Annotated in this window: 15 protein-coding genes; 9 read left to right on the top strand and 6 right to left on the bottom strand. The window is 68.2% G+C overall.

The annotated features are described in order from the left end of the window. Positions 1-2 precede the first annotated feature (2 nt). The 3 genes from ACZ0AA_RS06480 to ACZ0AA_RS06470 are packed head-to-tail and all read right to left on the bottom strand — an operon-like array spanning position 3 to position 5,799. Positions 3-3,464 (bottom strand): error-prone DNA polymerase, encoded by a 3,462-nt coding sequence (locus ACZ0AA_RS06480; protein WP_463512446.1) that lies wholly within the window; start codon positions 3,462-3,464, stop codon positions 3-5. Continuing rightward, positions 3,464-5,005, bottom strand: coding sequence for a DNA polymerase Y family protein (locus ACZ0AA_RS06475; RefSeq protein WP_463512445.1), 1,542 nt, complete (start codon positions 5,003-5,005; stop codon positions 3,464-3,466). Before ACZ0AA_RS06475 ends, ACZ0AA_RS06480 begins: the two co-directional genes overlap by 1 nt. After that, entirely contained in the window at positions 5,002-5,799 is a 798-nt protein-coding gene (locus tag ACZ0AA_RS06470; protein WP_463512444.1) for a hypothetical protein, read from the bottom strand. Before ACZ0AA_RS06470 ends, ACZ0AA_RS06475 begins: the two co-directional genes overlap by 4 nt. A gap of 132 nt (positions 5,800-5,931) precedes the next feature. On the opposite strand from ACZ0AA_RS06470, the gene ACZ0AA_RS06465 reads away from it, so the two are divergent. The 5 genes from ACZ0AA_RS06465 to ACZ0AA_RS06445 are packed head-to-tail and all read left to right on the top strand — an operon-like array spanning position 5,932 to position 9,223. Beyond that, positions 5,932-6,402: a prepilin peptidase gene (locus ACZ0AA_RS06465; protein ID WP_463512443.1), complete on the top strand. Its 471-nt coding sequence runs from the start codon at positions 5,932-5,934 to the stop codon at positions 6,400-6,402. A gap of 34 nt (positions 6,403-6,436) precedes the next feature. After that, complete coding sequence (locus ACZ0AA_RS06460) at positions 6,437-6,649, top strand: hypothetical protein (protein ID WP_042538484.1); 213 nt, start codon at positions 6,437-6,439, stop codon at positions 6,647-6,649. Further along, positions 6,642-7,286, top strand: coding sequence for a CYTH domain-containing protein (locus ACZ0AA_RS06455; protein ID WP_463512442.1), 645 nt, complete (start codon positions 6,642-6,644; stop codon positions 7,284-7,286). The genes ACZ0AA_RS06460 and ACZ0AA_RS06455 overlap by 8 nt, the downstream gene beginning before the upstream one ends. Before the next feature lie 54 nt (positions 7,287-7,340). After that, complete coding sequence (locus tag ACZ0AA_RS06450; protein WP_400859663.1) at positions 7,341-8,507, top strand: type III polyketide synthase; 1,167 nt, start codon at positions 7,341-7,343, stop codon at positions 8,505-8,507. Continuing rightward, positions 8,504-9,223 carry a methyltransferase domain-containing protein gene (locus ACZ0AA_RS06445; RefSeq protein ID WP_463512441.1) on the top strand — a complete coding sequence of 240 codons (720 nt, stop codon included), beginning with the start codon at positions 8,504-8,506 and terminating at the stop codon, positions 9,221-9,223. Before ACZ0AA_RS06450 ends, ACZ0AA_RS06445 begins: the two co-directional genes overlap by 4 nt. A gap of 140 nt (positions 9,224-9,363) precedes the next feature. Here ACZ0AA_RS06445 and lpdA read toward each other — a convergent pair whose 3' ends face one another. After that, complete coding sequence (lpdA, locus tag ACZ0AA_RS06440; RefSeq protein WP_463512440.1) at positions 9,364-10,761, bottom strand: dihydrolipoyl dehydrogenase; 1,398 nt, start codon at positions 10,759-10,761, stop codon at positions 9,364-9,366. Positions 10,762-10,770: 9 nt separating this feature from the next. Further along, the gene (locus tag ACZ0AA_RS06435) at positions 10,771-11,430 is read right to left on the bottom strand and encodes a copper resistance CopC family protein (RefSeq protein ID WP_463512439.1); all 660 of its coding nucleotides are present in this window, start codon (positions 11,428-11,430) and stop codon (positions 10,771-10,773) included. A 99-nt stretch (positions 11,431-11,529) separates the two neighbouring features. Between ACZ0AA_RS06435 and ACZ0AA_RS06430 the strand changes: the two genes are divergently transcribed. The 3 genes from ACZ0AA_RS06430 to ACZ0AA_RS06420 all read left to right on the top strand — a co-directional run bounded on the left by ACZ0AA_RS06430 (position 11,530) and on the right by ACZ0AA_RS06420 (position 13,346). After that, positions 11,530-12,015, top strand: coding sequence for an FHA domain-containing protein (locus tag ACZ0AA_RS06430; RefSeq protein WP_311259203.1), 486 nt, complete (start codon positions 11,530-11,532; stop codon positions 12,013-12,015). Beyond that, a complete protein-coding gene (gene ftsR / locus ACZ0AA_RS06425) occupies positions 12,015-12,701 on the top strand; it encodes a transcriptional regulator FtsR (RefSeq protein WP_400859670.1) in 687 nt (228 codons plus the stop codon). Before ACZ0AA_RS06430 ends, ftsR begins: the two co-directional genes overlap by 1 nt. A gap of 99 nt (positions 12,702-12,800) precedes the next feature. Then, positions 12,801-13,346: a MerR family transcriptional regulator gene (locus ACZ0AA_RS06420; protein ID WP_079113096.1), complete on the top strand. Its 546-nt coding sequence runs from the start codon at positions 12,801-12,803 to the stop codon at positions 13,344-13,346. Between the two features lie 72 nt (positions 13,347-13,418). On the opposite strand, the gene ACZ0AA_RS06415 is transcribed toward ACZ0AA_RS06420, so the two are convergent. Then, positions 13,419-14,231: a ParA family protein gene (locus ACZ0AA_RS06415; RefSeq protein WP_290161951.1), complete on the bottom strand. Its 813-nt coding sequence runs from the start codon at positions 14,229-14,231 to the stop codon at positions 13,419-13,421. A gap of 94 nt (positions 14,232-14,325) precedes the next feature. Here ACZ0AA_RS06415 and ACZ0AA_RS06410 point away from each other — a divergent pair, with 94 nt between their 5' ends. Further along, positions 14,326-17,733, top strand: coding sequence for a pyruvate carboxylase (locus ACZ0AA_RS06410; protein WP_463512438.1), 3,408 nt, complete (start codon positions 14,326-14,328; stop codon positions 17,731-17,733). The last annotated feature ends 42 nt before the right edge of the window (positions 17,734-17,775 follow it).

The following is a 17,775-nucleotide window of genomic DNA, read 5'->3' as shown; positions in this document are numbered from 1 at the left end:
GCTCAGCGGAAGTCCCGCGATCGATGCGTCACTCCGGTGCGGAGGTCTTCGAATGCGTCCGCGAGGACGTTCACCACTCCCTCCGCTGAGCGCTCGAGAATGCCGCGGATGATCAGAGCAGGAGAGTCCCGCGCCACTCGGTGATAACGACCCCACACCCCCGTCGAGCAGATGACGTTGACCAGGCCGTTCTCGTCTTCGAGGTTGAGGAACGTGACGCCCGCTGCCGTCGCCGGGCGCTGACGATGGGTCACGAGGCCGGCGACTTCGATGCGCCTGCCCGTCTCGTGGCTCTGGAGGTCGGCGGAGGTGAGCACGCCCCGCTCACGCAGGAGTCCGCGGAAGTGCGCCATCGGGTGGTCGTCGGTCGAGACGCCGGTCGCCCAGAGATCTGCGGAGAGCCGTTCATAGCTGGACTGGTCGCTGAACAGCGGTGGCTGCACGGCGATCGTCGTGCCGGGAAGGTACCGTGAACGATCCTCAGCGGCTGCCCCCGACATCCAGATCGCCTCTCTGCGCTGAAGCCCGAGGCACTCGAACGCGCCGGCGGTCGCCAGGGATTCCAGCTGCGCTGCGGTGGCATCGGTGCGCCTCACCAGATCGTTCAGATCGTGGAACGGGCCGGCGGCCTCGCGTTCTGCGACGATTCTCTCCGCCAGCGGTGTGCCGATGCCGCGCACACCGCTGAGCCCCATGCGCACCGCATACGCGCCATCCCTGCGGTGCGCCGCCGACTCGTCGGGTGAGGACCGGTCGAAACGCGGCACCCGAGGCTGCAGTGGATCGCCGCAGGCGTCCAGCCCCGTCGGCATCCGCAGCGGTGCGCCCTCGAGGGGTTCGAGTGTCTCGGTGACACCGGAGGCGTGCAGATCGGGTCGACGCACCTCGACGCCATGCCGTCGAGCGTCTGCGGTGAGCGTCGAGGCGGAGTAGAAGCCCATCGGCTGCGACCGGAGCAGTCCGGCGAGGAACGCCGCCGGATAGTGCAGTTTGAGCCAGGAGCTCGCATAGACGAGAAGTGCGAAGGACAACGAGTGCGACTCTGCGAATCCGAAGTTCGAGAACGCCTGGATCTGCGCGTAGATGCGATCCGACTGCTCGGCGGAGAGCCCGCGTCTGGTCATCCCCGCATAGAGCTTGTCGCGCACCTTCTCGATCTTCTCGAGCCCGCGCTTGGATCCCATGGCGCGTCTGAGCAGATCGGCTTCGTCGGCAGTGCAGTCGCCGATGGCCGTCGCCATCTGGATCAGCTGCTCCTGGAAGATCGGGATGCCCAGCGTCCGCTCGAGGATCGGCTTGAGGTCATCATGCGGATACGGGATGTCGAGCACCACAGGTTCTTCGCCACGAGCCGCCCTGGCGCGGTTCTCCTCGTCGAGCGCATCCTTCGCCATCTTGCGTCGGACGAAGGGATGCACCGCCCCACCCTGGATGGGCCCGGGGCGGATGAGCGCGATCTGGATGGCGAGGTCGTAGAAGGCGCGTGGCTGCAGGCGGGGAAGCAGGCCGATCTGAGCGCGGGACTCGACCTGGAACACCCCGATCGAATCAGCGCGGCAGAGCATGTCGTAGACGGCCGGTTCTTCTTTCGGAAGGGTCTCGAGCGTCCACCGCTCGCCCGTGGCGTCGTCGATGAGATCGAAGCAGTGCTGAAGCGCCGCCAGCATGCCGAGCCCGAGGAGGTCGAACTTCACCAGCCCCATCCAGGCCGCGTCGTCTTTGTCCCACTGGATCACGGTGCGGTTCTCCATGCGCGCATGCTCGACGGGGACGACCTCGCCGACGGGGCGTGCCGTGAGCACCATGCCGCCGGAGTGGATGCCGAGGTGCCGGGGAGCCTTCAGCAGCTCACCCGCATAGTCGAGGACTTTCGCGGGGATGTCGTGCTCGTCGGACACCTCGAGTCCGGTGCTCCACCCGTCGACCTGCCTGGACCAGGCATCCTGCTGCCCTGGGGAGTAGCCGAGAGCCCTCGCCATATCGCGCACGGCATTCTTCGGACGGTACTGGATGACGTTCGCCACCTGGGCCGCGCGCTCTCTTCCGTACTCGCGGTACACCCACTGGATGATCTCCTCCCGGCGATCGGAGTCGAAGTCCACATCGATGTCGGGTTCTTCCTGACGCGTCGTCGCGAGGAACCGCTCGAAGGGCAGGCGGTAGAGGATCGGGTCGACGGCGGTGATGCCGAGCAGATAGCAGACGGCGCTCGCCGCGGCAGAGCCACGCCCCTGACACAGGATGCCGCGACGACGTGCCTCCGTGACGATGCCGTGCACGATGAGGAAGTAGCCGGGGAAGTCCTTCTCCTCGATCACGTCGAGCTCGCGCCCGATCCTGCGGCGGCCGTCGTCATCCAGATTCGGGTACTTCGTCGGCACGGCCTCCCACACCAGGTGGCGCAGCCAGCTCATGGGGGTATGGCCGTCGGCGACCTTCTGCTGCGGGAGGGCCGGTCGCGCCCGGCGGAGGGAGAAGGCCGACGCTGCGGCGAGTTCGAGCCCGTAGGAGATCGCGCCGGGGTGGCGCCGGAAGCGCGCCGCCATCTCCGCACCGCTGCGCAGATGTGCTCCTCCGTGGGTCGGAAGCCAGCCGTCGAGCTCGTCCATGCTGCGCACGGCACGCACAGCGGCGACTGCCTCGGCGAGCGATGCACGTTCGGGGGCGGCATAGTGCACGTTGTTCGTCGCCACCACCGGCAGCCGCATCCGTCTGGCGAGATCGGCGAGAGCGTCGTTGCGACGTGTGTCCTGTGGGTCGCCGTGGTCGAAGAGCTCGACGGCGACGCGATCCTGGCCGAACAGATCGACCAGGCGGCGCAGCGGTGTCTGCGCGTCTCCGGCTTCGAGGCCACGCCGGACGCCGCCCTTTCGGCACCCGGTGAGGATCGTCCAGTGCCCGTCGGCGGCTGCCGCCAGCTCATCGAGGTCGTACACGGGGCGCCCCTTCTCGCCGCCGCGCAGGTGAGCGGCCGTCATCGCGCCGGAGAGACGGTGATAGCCCTCCAGGCCGTCGGCGAGCACCAGGAGGTGGTCGCCGACAGGATCGGGGGTGCCCCGCTGCGGTGCGTCCAGACCGAGCGAGAGCTCTGCTCCGTATACCGTCTGGACGCTCACATCCATCAGCTCCGCGACCTCGGCGAAGCGGGCCGCCCCGTAGAAACCGTCGTGGTCGGTGAGGGCCAGCGCGGTGAGCCCCAGACGCTCGGCCTCCGCGAGCAGGTCCTCCGGCGAGGAGGCGCCGTCGAGGAAGGAGTACGACGAATGCGCGTGCAGCTCGGCATAGGGAACGGCATCCTCCGGCCGGCTCACGAATGTAGGAGGGTTCCGTGTGCGCTTGGTGCTGACGGGGCCGGGATCCGGGCGGCTGCCGGGGGGCATGCCTCCGGTCGGGTAGGGCGATTCCTCGCCGCTGAGAGTGCGCTCCAGTTCGTTCCAGGACAGGGGAGGGTTGTGCCAGCCCATCAGCGGTACCGCCCCTCGGCCCACCAGCGATCGCCGGTGCAGAAGACGAGCCAGGCCCGATCATGATCGTCGATGATCTGCAGACGGTGCCCCTTCTTTCCTCCGGAGGCGTCCCATCGACGTTCATGGATCGGCCATGGGCCCGCCCAGGCCTGGACATCGTCGCCGTCGATGCGAGCGGGCACCGCCGAGAGCGCCCCGCGGTCGTCGACGAGGATGGTCTCACCGTCAGGCGCGAGGACTCCGATGGGGCGAGGCGGTCGGAACACCTCGGCGGGAAGAGGATCGGGAAGGCTTCCCGGCCAGGGGCGGCCGGGGTCTCTGGGAGCGACGGCGCGTTCGCCCCACGGAGTGAGCACCTGTCGATCGGCGAGCCAGCGCCCGCCGGACAGGGCGGCGGTGACGACGCCCTCGTGACCGAGCATCGTCTGCACGCGGGAGATGGCGTGGTGCAGACGCTCATCCGTGCCGGAGCCGAAGAGTCCGGGCTGATGATGGGCGGCATCATCGACCGCCACGGGCACGATCCGCACCAGGGCGATGCCGCCGAACGCCCGAGCCTCATCGATCGGCTCCTTCGCGGACTCCGCCCCCAGCGCCTCGAGCTGCCAGCGCACCCGGTCGACGAGGTCAGCGGCATCGAAGCAGGTCGGGTGCAGCCACGGGCGGGAGAACACCTTGCCGTCGTCGTCGATCAGGTCGATGCGGATCTCTGTGCACACCACCGAGGCTTCTCCGAGAGCGAGCATGACCGCATCGGCCGTCTGCCTCACTGCGAAGGCCACCTGATCGGCTCCCGCGAGTGGCGGTTCGAATTCGACGGAGCGCGCGAGCTCGGGGTCGGGCGGTCGTGCCACCACTGCGCGGGAATCGGCACCGGCGGCGAGGGAGTGCAGGCGGGAGCCGCGCTCGCCGAAGCGATCGCGCACCTCGATCTCGTCGAGGGCTGCGAAGTCGCCGAGCGTGCGTACGCCGAGCCGGATGAGCAGACCACTGAGCTGTTCGTCTCGCAGAACCCCCACGGGCAGCGGCGCGAGGAAGTCCTTCGCCAGACCTGCAGGTACGACGGTGCACGGTGCGCTTCCTCTGGCGGCGAGCTCTGCCGTGAAGGGGCCGTCGGCGATGCCCACGCGCACCTCGGGGAAGCCCGCCTCGGTGAGGATGTCGATGAGGGCCCGCCCCGCCTCAGCCTCGCCGTCGTGGTAGCGGGAGATGCCCCGCGCCCGCACGGCCGCGAGTCCTGGGCGCAGCAGGGCGGCCCCGGGGGCATGCTTCTCGATGAGCTGCAGCACCGGAAGGAAGGCTCTCTCGTCGCGGGCGGCGTCGTGAGGCAGCACGCGCAGCGACGAGATATGCCCCTGAGCGACTCGGCGGCGTTGACCCGCGCGCACACCGTGCTCTCTCGCCGAAGCGGTGCACGCGACGACGGTGTTCGCATGCACCAGAGCCGTCGGCGGATGAGGCGGGGGGCCGCCCAGAACGGCACGCAACGGCCAATCGGGAAGCCACAGGACGAGGACCCGCAGCGGAGCGGCGGTCATCCGGCCACCGCCAGACGCGGGTACTCGGGTGGAGCGGCATCGGCACCGCGCAGGCCGGGCAGCGCGGTCATCTCGGCCATGGTCTCGACGGCGATGTGCTCGGCGGGCAGTTCCTCGACCGCGCCGTGGGCACCGGGAAGACGCACGCGCACGCTCGACACCAGCGGACTGTGCCGCGTCCGCGCTGACACCGTCGCCGTGGAACCCTCGATCAGCCCCCACCCCTCGCCGACGCCGAGCCAGTGCTGGTCATGCAGCCGGATGGAGCCCTCGCTCTGCGGCCAGGCGCCGGACGCGGTCGACTCGGTGATGAGCAGGGTGCTCCCGCGGTCTCGCAGCCGGGCGCTCAGCCGTGACACATCGGCATCGCGTGCCCTGCCTCCTGGCTGCACGGCGATCAGCGGAACCACCTCGGCGAGCGCAGAGGTCACGGCGAGCCAGCGGTCTCCGGGGTCGGGGACGAGGATCAGTCGAGGCAGCTCGATGCCGAACGCCGCTGCAGCTTCGACGCCCAGTGTGGGCATGCCCACCACCGCGCACCAGTGGCCCTTGCTCGACGCGGCAGCGAGGAGCGAGAGGATGAGGCTGGGCGAGGGGGAGACGGTGTAGGTCGTCCCCGTCTGCAGTCCTTCTTCGGGGAGCAGAGAGGAGAAGGCGGGATCGAGGGGGAGCAGCGGGTGCTCGCTGCGTCTGCGCTGCATGCGGCTGATCTCCCGGCGCAGCCGAAGAACCTCTCCGGCGCGGGAGTCGCCAGCCGGAGAGAGCGCGGTCACCGCATCGAGCCCGATCCCCATGAATCCATCCTCGAAGATATGTACTAATAAAGCAACTGGAGTAGATGACGATAGTTCGAACCTCGGACATCGGGGTGGGAGGTTATCCACACGCAGTCCTCGCCGGCATCCGTCTTCTTCTAGCCTTCCGGCATGGATCTGCGCACCGCGGCTGTCGTGACCGTTCATCTGACGCTGTTCGTGATCGCCTGCAGGCTCGTCGCCGTCGACATCCGCACCCATCGGCTGCCGAACCGGATCGTGCTCCCCACCCTGGCGGCGCTCGTCGTCCTCGGGGCCGCCGACGCACTCGCCTCGGGGGAGAGCGCGGCGATGACCAGAGCCGCACTCGGCATGCTGATCCTCGGCGGCTTCTACGCGGCGCTCCGTGCGCTCAGCCGCGAGGGGATGGGCGGAGGAGACGTCAAGCTCGCCGCCGTCATCGGCCTGATCCTCGGTTGGCACAGCTGGCAGGCGCTCGCCGTGGGAGCAGCATCCGCCTTCGTCCTCGGCGCCCTGTTCTCCCTGTCGCTGATGATGCTCCGCAGGGCCGACGGCTCCACGCGCATCGCCTTCGGGCCGTGGATGATCATCGGCGCGATCCTCGGCATCCTCATGGAGTGAGCACCGTGCAACGCGTCGGCGATAGGGTGAGCACATGGCACTTGCACGGCTTCACGGCGGCCCGCTGGACGGGCAGATCATTCCTCTCGGCGATGCGGACGACAAGCTCATCGTCCCCTACAGCGAGACCCAGGTGGTGTACAACAGGCGCGGTGACGCGCAGAACACCGGCGACACCGACGGTCCCACCGAGATCGACTACTGGTACGACGAATCCCTCGAGGACATCAGCCCGTCGGATGACTGAGCACCACAACGCTCCGCGGTCCGGCCTCGAACCCTCCAGGGTCGTCGAGGTCGAGCGCAAGTACGACGTCGATGACACCACGCTCCTTCCGGAGTGGGTGGGCATTCCCGGCGTCGATGCGGTGTCCTCCGGTGAGGTGCGTGAGCTCGACGCACGCTACTTCGACACCGCGGACGGCGAGCTCTCACGCTCAGGGGTGGCTCTTCGTCGCCGCACGGGCGGCCCCGATGCCGGCTGGCACATAAAGGGACCGCGCGAGGGCGACGGCCGTCTCGAGATCGGCTGGCCCCTGGGCGACGATGACGGGATCCCGGATGCGGTGACCGAGACGCTCTCGCGATGGACGTCGGCCCCGCTGACGCCTCTCGCCCGGATCGAGAACACCCGAACGGCATATCTGCTCACTGGAACCGCCGGAGTGGTCGCCGAATTCGTCGACGACAGAGTTCGCGCGACCGACCTCCGGCACGACGTGCAGCGTGAATGGCGCGAGTGGGAGTTCGAGCTCGGCCCCGCTGCTCCCGCCGACGAGGTGGGGCGAGCCGTCCTGTTCGAGGCCGTCGAGACGGTGATCTTCGCCGCCGGGGGTCGCGACGCGTCATCCGGCTCCAAGCTCGCCCGTGCTCTGGGTTTCTGACTCACGGCGCAAGCCCCTTCCGTGCGTGAGCGGGGCCATGCTTGAGTGGCAGACATGACCCGCTCCGCCGTACTCCGCTCGCTGCGGACGATCGTTCCAGACACCGTCATCGAGCAGCACGAGGTGCGCGACATCTTCGCCTCGCAGCCCGACGTCGGGCGCCTCGCGCAGAGGATCATCGGAGCGTCCTTCAACGGATCGGGCATCGACACCCGCCACACCGTCATCGAAGAGCTGGCGCCCACGGCGAGGCCCACAGCGAGCACCCACGAGCCGGTCTTCTTCGATCGTGAATCGGGTCTTCTGCACTCTCCAGGAACCGGGGCGCGCAACGACCTCTACATACGCGAGGCGTCCCGTCTCTTCGTCGAGGTCGCGCGCAGCGCCCTGGACGCAGACCCGGACATCGTCGCCGCAGACGTCACGCATGTCATCACCGCATCGTGCACGGGCTTCCATGCGCCAGGACCCGAGTACGAGATCGTGAGGGGGCTGGGTCTCTCCGACAGCGTGCAGCGCTATCACCTCGGGTTCATGGGCTGCTACGCCTCGATGCCGGCGCTCCGTGCGGCGAGTCAGTTCTGCGCGGCCGACCCCGCAGCGGTGGTGCTCGTGGTGAGCGTCGAGCTGTGCACCGTGCACCTTCGCTCGTCGGAGGATCCGGATCTCATCGTGGCGAACTCTCTCTTCGCGGACGGAGCGGCCGCCGGCATCGTCACCGCGCGCGACCTCCCGACTCCGGTGCCCGGGGTCCGTCTCGACGGCTTCCACACCGCGATCGCCGCGGAAGGCGAGAAGGACATGGCCTGGACGATCGGGGACCACGGCTTCGAGATGATCCTCTCGACGAAGGTGCCTCAGATCATCGGCGAGACCATCATCGGCGCCATCCGTCCGCTGTACGCTCGGGACGGCGAGCTCGCGGCCGCGTTCGACGAAGGACGGGTGGGGGAGCGGGTGGAGCACTGGGCGATCCATCCGGGCGGCCGCAGCATCCTCGACCGCGTCCAGGAGCGCCTGCAGCTGAGCGACGCCCAGCTGCACCCGGCACGGGAGACGCTGCGCGAGAACGGCAACATGTCGAGCGCGACGGTGCTCTTCGTCATCAAACGGATCCTCGACGACGGCGCGATCGAGGGGTCGCGGGTCGCCGCGATGGCCTTCGGGCCGGGGCTGACGGCCGAGAGCGCGCTGATGACGGTCACCACCGGCGTCTCGTGAGGCACGACCTCTCGACGCGCGCCATCGAGGCGCGCGAGCTCATGGACGATCCGGACGCGGACATCGGGATGCTGGAGCACACCTACCGGCGCTTCCGTCTCGTGAACGCGCTCGTCTCCCGGCCGGGGCTGCTCTATCGCCAGGAGATCCGGCCGCGCGCCCGCCGCGGTCCCATCCGCATCCTGGACATCGGCGCCGGCGGTGGAGACGTCTGCCGGATGATCGCGGCCCGGTTGCGGCGGGCGGGACTGGACGCCGAGATCACGGCCCTCGACGCCGACGAGCGGGCGATCCGCTGGGCGGCGGATCACGATGACGGGGCTGGTATCCGGTATCGCTGTGCCTTCGCCTCAGACCTGGTGGCGGAGGGGGAGCAGTACGACGTGGTCTTCTCGAATCACGTGCTGCATCACCTCACCGCGGCAGAGCTCGACGGCCTGCTGCGCGACTCTGCGGCGCTCGTCGGCCCCGGCGGAGTCGTGGTGCATCGGGACATCGCCCGCACCCGACTCGCCTATGTGCTGTACGACGCCGCCACGTGGATCCTCTCCGGCACGCTGTTCCGCGGTTCGTTCATCCGCGAGGACGGCCTCATCAGCATCCGTCGCTCGTACACGCGGAGAGAACTCGCCTCTCTCGTGCCGTTCGGGTGGACTGTGCGCTTCGGACTGCCCTCGCGGCTGGAGCTGCGCGGGGAGAGTTCCACCCTCACGTAGGGCGCCGGGCGACCGCGGATCGACCTGAGCATCCGATTCTCATGCGGACGCCGCTCTCACCAGCGTGGAGAACGACTGCCGGTGGACGCACGAAGGCCCGACACGCGTGAGCGTGCCGGGCCTTCGATCTGATGCTCGGATCAGAAGTTGATCATGTGACCTGCGAGGCCGTGGAAGCCCTCCTGCAGCGCCTCCGACAGCGTCGGGTGGGTGTGCACGTTGCGGGCCAGCTCGAGGGCCGTGAGGTCCCACTTCTGGGCCAGAGTCAGCTCGGGAAGGAGCTCGGAGACGTCCGGGCCGATCATGTGGGCGCCGATGAGCTCGAGGTGCTCGGCGTCGGCGATCAGCTTGACGAATCCGACGGGCTCGCCGAGGCCGTGTGCCTTGCCGTTGGCCATGAACGGGAAGGTCGCGACCTTGATCTCGCGACCCTCGTCCTTCGCCTGCTGCTCGGTGAGGCCGAACGAGGCGACCTGGGGCGAGCAGAACGTCGCACGAGGCATCATGCGGTAGTCGCCGAGCGTCTGGGTCTCGGCGCCGCCGATGGTCTCGGCCGCGACCACACCCTGCGCCTCGGCCACGTGGGCGAGCTGCAGCTTGGCGGTGACGTCGCCGATGGCGTAGATGCCCTCGACGTTCGTGCGCATGTGGTCGTCGATGTCGATCGCGCCGCGCTCGGTGAGCTTCACGCCGGTGGCCTCGAGGCCGAAGCCCTCGATGTTGGGGGCGAAGCCGACCGACATGAGCACCTTGTCGGCTTCGATCGAGCTCTGCTGCCCGTCCTTGCCGGTGTACGACACGGTGACGGAAGAGCCGTTGTCGACGACGGACTCGACCTTGGTGGAGGTGAGGATGTCGACGCCGTAGTTCTTGTACTGCTTCGCGATCTCCTTCGACACATCGGCATCCTCGTTGGGGAGCGCGCGGTCGAGGAACTCGATGATGGTGACCTTGACGCCGTAGTTGGTCATCACGTAAGCGAATTCCATGCCGATGGCGCCGGCTCCGACGATGACGATCGACTTCGGGAGCTCGCGGCTGAGGATCTGCTCCTCGTAGGTCACGACGTTGTCGCTGAGCTGGACGCCCGGGAGGAGACGCACCTTCGAGCCGGTCGCGATGATCGCGTTGTCGAAGGTGACCTCTTCGGTCGACCCGTCGGCCTTGGCGACCGAGATCGCCTTCGGGCCGGTGAAGGTGCCGCGACCGTCGTACTCGGTCACCTTGTTCTTCTTCATGAGGAAGTGGATGCCCTTGACGCGGCCGTCTGCGACGACACGGCTGCGGTCGAACGCCTTGCCGTAGTCGATCGTGAACTCACCCGAGATGCCGAAGAACTCGGCCTTGTGGTTGAGCGTGTGCGCGAGCTCCGCGTTCTTCAGAAGAGCCTTGGAGGGGATGCAGCCCACGTTGAGGCAGACACCGCCCCAGTACTTCTCTTCGATGATGGCGGTGGACAGACCGAGCTGCGCGCTGCGAACCGCAGCGACGTATCCGCCAGGACCTGCACCGAGGATGACGACATCGTAATGTGGCATGCCTTAAGCCTATCGCTCCGAGGGGAGGTCGGAATCGGTGGAAGCGCGGTCGCGGCGACCGCGGATCACGAGCCAGACCACGATGGCGATGATCACGAGCGCACCGGCGATGGCGAGCACCCAGATCAGCGTCGTGGAGGCGGATGAGTCGTCGCTCTCGGGGGCGGGAGTGGCGTCGGTGCCGGGCCCTGCGGTCGCATTCGGCGCGGGAGCGGCCGTAGCCGTCTCCGTGGGCTCGGCGCTCGGCTCCTCGGTCGGGGCGGCCTCGGTGCTGTTCGCGACCGTGAAGCTGAACTTATTGGAGGTCGGGTGGCCGTCGCTGGAGACGACCTTCCAGATCACGCTGTAGACGCCCGCCGGGGCCTCCGCGGCGAGCTGCTGCGTCACGATCGCACCCTCGACGGTGGCAGCGCCCTCGATGACCGAGTTGCCGGAGGGATCGGTCACGACCACCTCGGTCGCCCCGGTCTCGTCGATGAGCTTCGCGCTGAAGGTGAGCGTCAACTCGGTCGGGAGCGTGTCGACCGTGCTGTCGGCCTCTGGAGACGACGCGAGCAGGCTGTCGTGTGCGGAGGCGGACAGGGGCGCGAACAGCACGAGGAACGCGGTCAGAAGGGCGGCGGCGAGTGCGACCGGAGCTGCAGGGAGGCGGCGGGCTGTGGTTTTCACCCCCTCAGCCTATGAAGCATCGGTATGCGATGCCTGAGTGTGAAGCGAGCTCCCGCGAGCGGCGTCCGATCAGTTAGTCTGGAGGACTAGGAGGGCATAGTGACAGACAGCCAGAATCGATCGGGCGGAGACGCCGCGATCCACCGTCCCGGCGAGCAGAGGCACGACGTGACGCAGACGTTCGGGCACGACTCGGACCTCTCCTTCGTGCCTTTCGGCGTGGAGCTCACTGACGTGGAGCAGGGCGCCATCGCAGCGCTTCCTTCCGGTTCCGCGCTGCTCCTGGTGCGCTCCGGAGCTCTCGCGGGGGCTCGCTACCTGCTCGACACCGATGTGACGACCGTGGGTCGCCACCCCGAGGCCGACATCTTCTTCGACGACGTGACCGTCTCGCGCCGCCACGCAGAGGTGACTCGCAACGGCTCGACGTTCGAGATCATCGATCAGCGCTCGCTCAACGGCACGTACGTCAACGGCGAGCGCGTCGACCGCAGCGCGCTGGTCGACGGCACCGAGCTCCGCGTCGGCAAGTTCCGGTTGAACTTCTTCGCCTCTCCCGTCGATCGCGTCGCGGCGATCGACTGATGGCGGCTTCTCCCGCCCGCGAACGCTCAGCGTCCGCGGGTCTTCTGAGCATCGGCCAGGTGCTGGCTCGGCTCACTCCGGAGTTTCCGGAGCTCACTTCCAGCAAGCTCCGCTTCCTGGAAGTGCAGGGGATCGTCAGCCCGTCCCGCACAGAGTCGGGCTATCGCAAGTTCTCGCAGGCCGATATCGAGCGCCTGCGCCTCGGCCTCACGCTGCAGCGTGACCATTACCTCCCTCTCAGCATCATCCGAGAGCAGCTCGACGACGCGGAGGCGAACGGCGAATCAGCCGCCCTCGCTCCGCCGCCCTCGATCACGCCGACCCCTCGTCGCTACCGCCGCAGCGAGCTGCTGTCGGCGGCCGGCGCGGGCCCGCAGCTTCTCAACGATGCGATCAGCACCGGCGTCATCGTCGCTCAGGAGAGCTACCCCGAGGCGACCGTCACACTGCTGCGCGGCCTGGTCGCGCTCGACCGCCACGGCATCGAACCGCGCCACCTCCGGTCACTGCGACAGGGCGCCGAGCGCGAGGTCGCGCTGATCGAGTCCGCCATGTCTTCGCTGCTCCGTCGCACAGACGCGGCCTCGCGCGCGAAGGCGAGTGACATGGCGCCCAACCTCGCCGCGAAGATCGACGAGGTGCGTTCGCTCTTCGTCAAGGACGCACTCACCAGGTTGCTTTCGTAACGAACTGATTGCGACACACCTTCGGCGTCCCACGGATGTCATTGCCGGTGCCGGAGGGCTGCTCTAGCGTGGAGGTAACAGCTCCAGGGAGGATTTCAAATGAATGCGGATGAGCGTGCAGGCGACCCGCGGTTCGTGCCAGAACTCCTCTTCACCGACGGCCTTCCGGCCATGGACGACGAGGTCGGCTACCGCGGTGCGGTAGCGGCGCGCGCGGCGGGCATCACCTATCGCCAGCTGGATTACTGGGCACGCACCGAGCTCGTCGAGCCCACTGTGCGAGGGGCCAGCGGTTCCGGATCGCAGCGTCTCTACGGCTTCCGCGACATCCTCGTGCTCAAGCTCGTGAAGAGCCTGCTCGACACGGGGATCTCGCTGCAGCAGATCCGTACGGCCGTCGAGGAGCTCCGTCGCGCAGGCATCCGCGACCTCGCGGGAACGACCCTGATGAGCGACGGCGCATCCGTCTATCTGTGCACGTCGAACGACGAGGTCATCGACCTGGTCAGCCGCGGTCAGGGCGTGTTCGGCATCGCCGTGGGCAAGGTCCTGCGCGAGGTCGAGTCCACCCTCGTCGAGTTCGACGCGACCTCACCGGACCCGGTCGACGAGCTGTCGGCACGCCGCACCAAGCGCTCCGCCTGATCGATCGCGACCTGAGTCGCCCGATACGAAACGGCCACCCTCGCGAGAGGATGGCCGTTCTGCTGTCTGGGGTCAGGCCTGCGGGCCGGAATCCGCGACCTGGATGCGCCCGGTGCGGATGATCCGATCGAGCAGCTGGTCGAAGTCCGAAGCGAGTTCCTGCGCCGAGTCACCCGGCCAGATGTGCAGCGGCTTGGCAGCACCCTGCGCCTGCTGGAGCGAGGTGCGCTCGGGAAGCTGCGGTGAGAGCACGAGGGGGCCGAACATGTCGCGCAGCTCCTTGATGCGGAACTGGTGCTCGATCGACTGGGGTCGCACGCGGTTGACCACGATGCCGAGCGGCTGCAGGCGGGGGGAGAGCCCCCGGCGGATCTCCTCGATCGCGCGCAGCGCACGGTCGGCCGCAGCGACGGAGAAGAGTCCTGGCTCGGTGACGACCATCACGCGGTCGCTCGCGGCCCATGCGGTGCGGGTGAGGGCGTTCAGCGAGGGGGCGCAGTCGACGAGGACGAGGTCGTAGTCGGCTTCGACGGAGGCGAGCGCCTCTTCGAGCTTCCACACGTCACGCACGCTCGGGTGCGGACCGTCGAAGTTGATGGCGGACGGGCTGCCGATCAGCACGTCGATGGTTCCGGGGTGCACCTTCGCCCAGCCGCTGGAGGTGATCGCCTGACGGACGACCTTCTCCTTGGGGTTGGCAAGGACATCGGCGATGTTGAGCCGACCGGCCACCTGGATGTCCATCCCGGTTGACACATCGGACTGAGGGTCGAGGTCGACGACGAGCGTTCGGACACCACGGGCGAAGGCCGCTGAGGCCAGGCCGAGGGTCACGGTCGTCTTGCCGACGCCTCCCTTGAGAGAGCTGACGCTGAGTACGTGCACGAACACCACGTTACCTTCCCCTAGGCTGGGTGCACACTCAGCCCCGCCCCATGCGCGCAGATTGCAAGTGCGCATCGAGCTTCCAGAGGTGTGCATGTTCCAGAAGATCCTTGTGGCGAACCGCGGCGAGATCGCGATCCGTGCCTTCCGTGCGGCTTTCGAAGTCGGGGCGAGAACGGTCGCCGTCTTCCCGCACGAGGACCGCGGCTCCGTCCACCGCCTCAAGGCCGATGAGGCCTACGAGATCGGCGAGCGCGGTCACCCCGTGCGCGCGTACCTCGACGTCGATGAGATCATCCGCGTCGCGAAGGATGCGGGAGCGGACGCGATCTACCCCGGCTACGGGTTCCTGTCAGAGAATCCCGAGCTGGCCGAGAAGGCCGCGGCGAACGGCATCGTCTTCATCGGGCCGCCCGCGAAGGTTCTCGAGATGGCAGGCAACAAGGTCGAGGCCAAACGGCATGCGATCGAGGCGGGGGTGCCGGTGCTCCGCTCGACCGAGGCCTCGGATGACGTCGACGCTCTCGTCGCCCAGGCTCCGGACATCGGCTTCCCGCTCTTCGCGAAGGCCGTCGCCGGCGGCGGCGGCCGGGGCATGCGTCGGGTCGAGTCGGCGGCGGAACTCGCGCCCGCACTCGCCGAGGCGATGCGCGAAGCGGCGAGCGCCTTCGGCGACCCGCGGATGTTCCTCGAGCAGGCCGTGCTCCGTCCCCGGCACATCGAAGTGCAGATCCTCGCCGACAAGACCGGCGAGACCGTCCACCTCTTCGAACGCGACTGCTCGGTGCAGCGGCGCCACCAGAAGGTGGTGGAGATCGCCCCGGCGCCGAATCTCGACGACAGCATCCGCACCGCACTGCACGGCTACGCGGTCGCGTTCGCGCGATCCATCGGGTACGAGAATGCGGGAACGGTCGAGTTCCTGCTCGAGACCGCGGGGGAGCGCACCGGTGAGGTCGTCTTCATCGAGATGAATCCGCGCATCCAGGTCGAGCACACCGTCACCGAAGAGGTGACAGACGTCGATCTCGTGCAGAGCCAGATGCGCATCGCCGCAGGCCAGACCCTGGCCGAACTCGGGCTGGAACAGCACAACCTGCAGGTGCGTGGAGCGGCGCTGCAGTGCCGCATCACCACGGAGGACCCGACTCAGGGCTTCCGGCCCGACACGGGCAAGATCACCACCTACCGCTCGCCGGGTGGCGCGGGCATCCGCCTCGACGGCGGCACGGTGCATCAGGGCGCGCAGATCAGTCCGCACTTCGACTCCATGCTCGCCAAGCTGACCTGCCGGGGACGTGACTACCCGGCGGCCGTGGCGCGGGCGCGGCGAGCGCTGGCCGAGTTCCGCATTCGCGGCGTCTCGACCAACATCCCGTTCCTGCAGGCGCTGCTGGAGGATGACGCCTTCATCGCCGGCGATGTGAGCACGTCTTTCATCGATGAGCGTCCGGATCTCCTCCGTGGCCGCGAGTCGAAGGACCGCGGCACTCGGATCCTGAACTGGCTGGTCGACGTCACGGTCAACAAGCCCCACGGGATCCACCCTGGCTCCCTGGACCCGGCTGCCAAACTCCCCACCGTCGACCTCTCCTCCACCCCGATCGCCGGTTCACGACAGCGTCTGCTCGAGCTGGGTCCGGAGGGCTTCGCCCGGAGCCTGCGCGCGCAGAGTGCTCTCGCGATCACCGACACGACGTTCCGCGATGCCCACCAGTCGCTGCTCGCGACCCGTGTGCGCACGAAGGACCTCGTCGCAGCCGCACCCCACATCGCCAGGCTGACACCGGAGCTGCTCTCGGTCGAAGCCTGGGGAGGGGCGACCTACGATGTCGCACTGCGCTTCCTCGGAGAGGACCCCTGGGAGCGTCTCGACAAGCTGCGGGCCGCGCTTCCGAACGTCGCGATCCAGATGCTGCTCCGCGGACGCAACACGGTGGGGTACACGCCGTACCCCACAGCCGTGACCGAGGCCTTCGTGCAGGAGGCGGCGGCCAGCGGCGTCGACATCTTCAGGATCTTCGATGCGCTCAACGACGTCGAGCAGATGCGCCCGGCGATCGAGGCGGTCCGGAACACCGGCACGGCGGTCGCCGAAGTGGCGCTCTGCTACACCGGCGACCTGCTCGACCCTGCCGAGGATCTCTACACGCTCGACTACTACCTGAAGCTCGCGGATCAGATCGTCGCGGCCGGCGCCCACATCATCGCCATCAAGGACATGGCAGGACTGCTGCGCCCCGCCGCGGCGGCGAAGCTCGTCGCGGCACTCCGAGAGCGCTTCGATCTCCCCGTCCACCTCCACACCCACGACACCCCTGGAGGCCAGCTCGCCACCCTGCTCGCTGCGAGCGCCGTAGGAGTGGACGCGGTCGACGCGGCATCCGCTCCGCTCTCCGGCACCACCAGCCAGCCTTCGCTCTCGTCCCTCGTCGCCGCCCTCGCGCACACGGATCGAGACAGCGGCATCTCCCTCGACAGCGTCTCGGACCTCGAGCCGTACTGGGAGGCGGTCCGCCGGATGTACGCGCCGTTCGAGTCCGGGCTTCCGGGCCCCACAGGGAGGGTGTACCACCACGAGATCCCGGGAGGGCAGCTGTCGAACCTCCGTCAGCAGGCGAAGGCGCTCGGGCTCGCGGACGATTTCGAGCTGATCGAGGACATGTACGCCGCAGCCGATCGAATCCTGGGCCGCGTTCCCAAGGTGACGCCGTCGTCGAAGGTGGTCGGCGATCTCGCCCTGCACCTGGCCGCGGTGAAGGCAGATCCTGCTGACTTCGAGGCGAACCCCGAGAAGTACGACGTGCCCGATTCCGTCGTCGGTTTCATGGCTGGCGAACTCGGTGACCTCCCGGGCGGATGGCCGGAGCCTTTCCGCACGAAGGTGCTGGCGGGACGGTCGGTGCGCATCGGCATGACAGAGATCTCCGGCGACGACGAGGCAGCATTGGCGGGTGACAGCGCGACCCGTCGTGCGCGGCTGAACACGCTGCTGTTCCCTGCTCCCATGCGCGAGTTCACCGAGAGGCGGGAGCTGTTCGGCGACCTCTCGGTGCTCGACACCGCCGACTACCTGTATGGACTCGTGCAGGGCCAGGAGCACGTCGTCGAGATCGATCGAGGCGTCCAGCTGTACGTCGGGCTCGAAGCCATCGGAGACGCGGATGACAAGGGTATGCGCACCGTCATGACGACCCTCAACGGTCAGCTGCGCCCGGTGTTCGTGCGCGACAGATCGGTGGCGGTCGATGCCCACGAGATCGAGAAGGCCGACACATCGGTGCCCGGCCAGGTGGCCGCGCCGTTCTCCGGTGTCGTGACGCTGAAAGCAGACGTCGGTGACTCGGTGCACGCCGGTGAGCCGGTCGCATCCATCGAGGCGATGAAGATGGAGGCGGCCATCACCGCCCCCGTCGACGGCGTCGTGGAGCGACTGGCGATCGGCGCGACGCAGCAGGTCGAGGCCGGAGATCTTTTGGTCGTCATCCGCCCAGCGCACTAATCTTGTGCGGGCGAGGCCGCGTTCGACGCAACGCACCCGAGG

Source organism: Microbacterium sp. AC035 (genome assembly GCF_979258485.1).
The sequence above is the reverse complement of the archived record's forward strand: the minus strand, read 5'-3'. Positions and strand labels throughout refer to the sequence as shown.

Excerpts from the sequence above, each read along its gene's own strand:
- ACZ0AA_RS06480 (WP_463512446.1), bottom strand. The coding sequence starts at position 3,464 with ATGGGCTGGCACAACCCTCCCCTGTCCTGGAACGAACTGGAGCGCACT.
- ACZ0AA_RS06475 (WP_463512445.1), bottom strand. The coding sequence starts at position 5,005 with ATGACCGCCGCTCCGCTGCGGGTCCTCGTCCTGTGGCTTCCCGATTGG.
- ACZ0AA_RS06470 (WP_463512444.1), bottom strand. The coding sequence starts at position 5,799 with ATGGGGATCGGGCTCGATGCGGTGACCGCGCTCTCTCCGGCTGGCGAC.
- ACZ0AA_RS06465 (WP_463512443.1), top strand. The coding sequence starts at position 5,932 with ATGGATCTGCGCACCGCGGCTGTCGTGACCGTTCATCTGACGCTGTTC.
- ACZ0AA_RS06460 (WP_042538484.1), top strand. The coding sequence starts at position 6,437 with ATGGCACTTGCACGGCTTCACGGCGGCCCGCTGGACGGGCAGATCATT.
- ACZ0AA_RS06455 (WP_463512442.1), top strand. The coding sequence starts at position 6,642 with ATGACTGAGCACCACAACGCTCCGCGGTCCGGCCTCGAACCCTCCAGG.
- ACZ0AA_RS06450 (WP_400859663.1), top strand. The coding sequence starts at position 7,341 with ATGACCCGCTCCGCCGTACTCCGCTCGCTGCGGACGATCGTTCCAGAC.
- lpdA (WP_463512440.1), bottom strand. The coding sequence starts at position 10,761 with ATGCCACATTACGATGTCGTCATCCTCGGTGCAGGTCCTGGCGGATAC.
- ftsR (WP_400859670.1), top strand. The coding sequence starts at position 12,015 with ATGGCGGCTTCTCCCGCCCGCGAACGCTCAGCGTCCGCGGGTCTTCTG.
- ACZ0AA_RS06420 (WP_079113096.1), top strand. The coding sequence starts at position 12,801 with ATGAATGCGGATGAGCGTGCAGGCGACCCGCGGTTCGTGCCAGAACTC.
- ACZ0AA_RS06410 (WP_463512438.1), top strand. The coding sequence starts at position 14,326 with ATGTTCCAGAAGATCCTTGTGGCGAACCGCGGCGAGATCGCGATCCGT.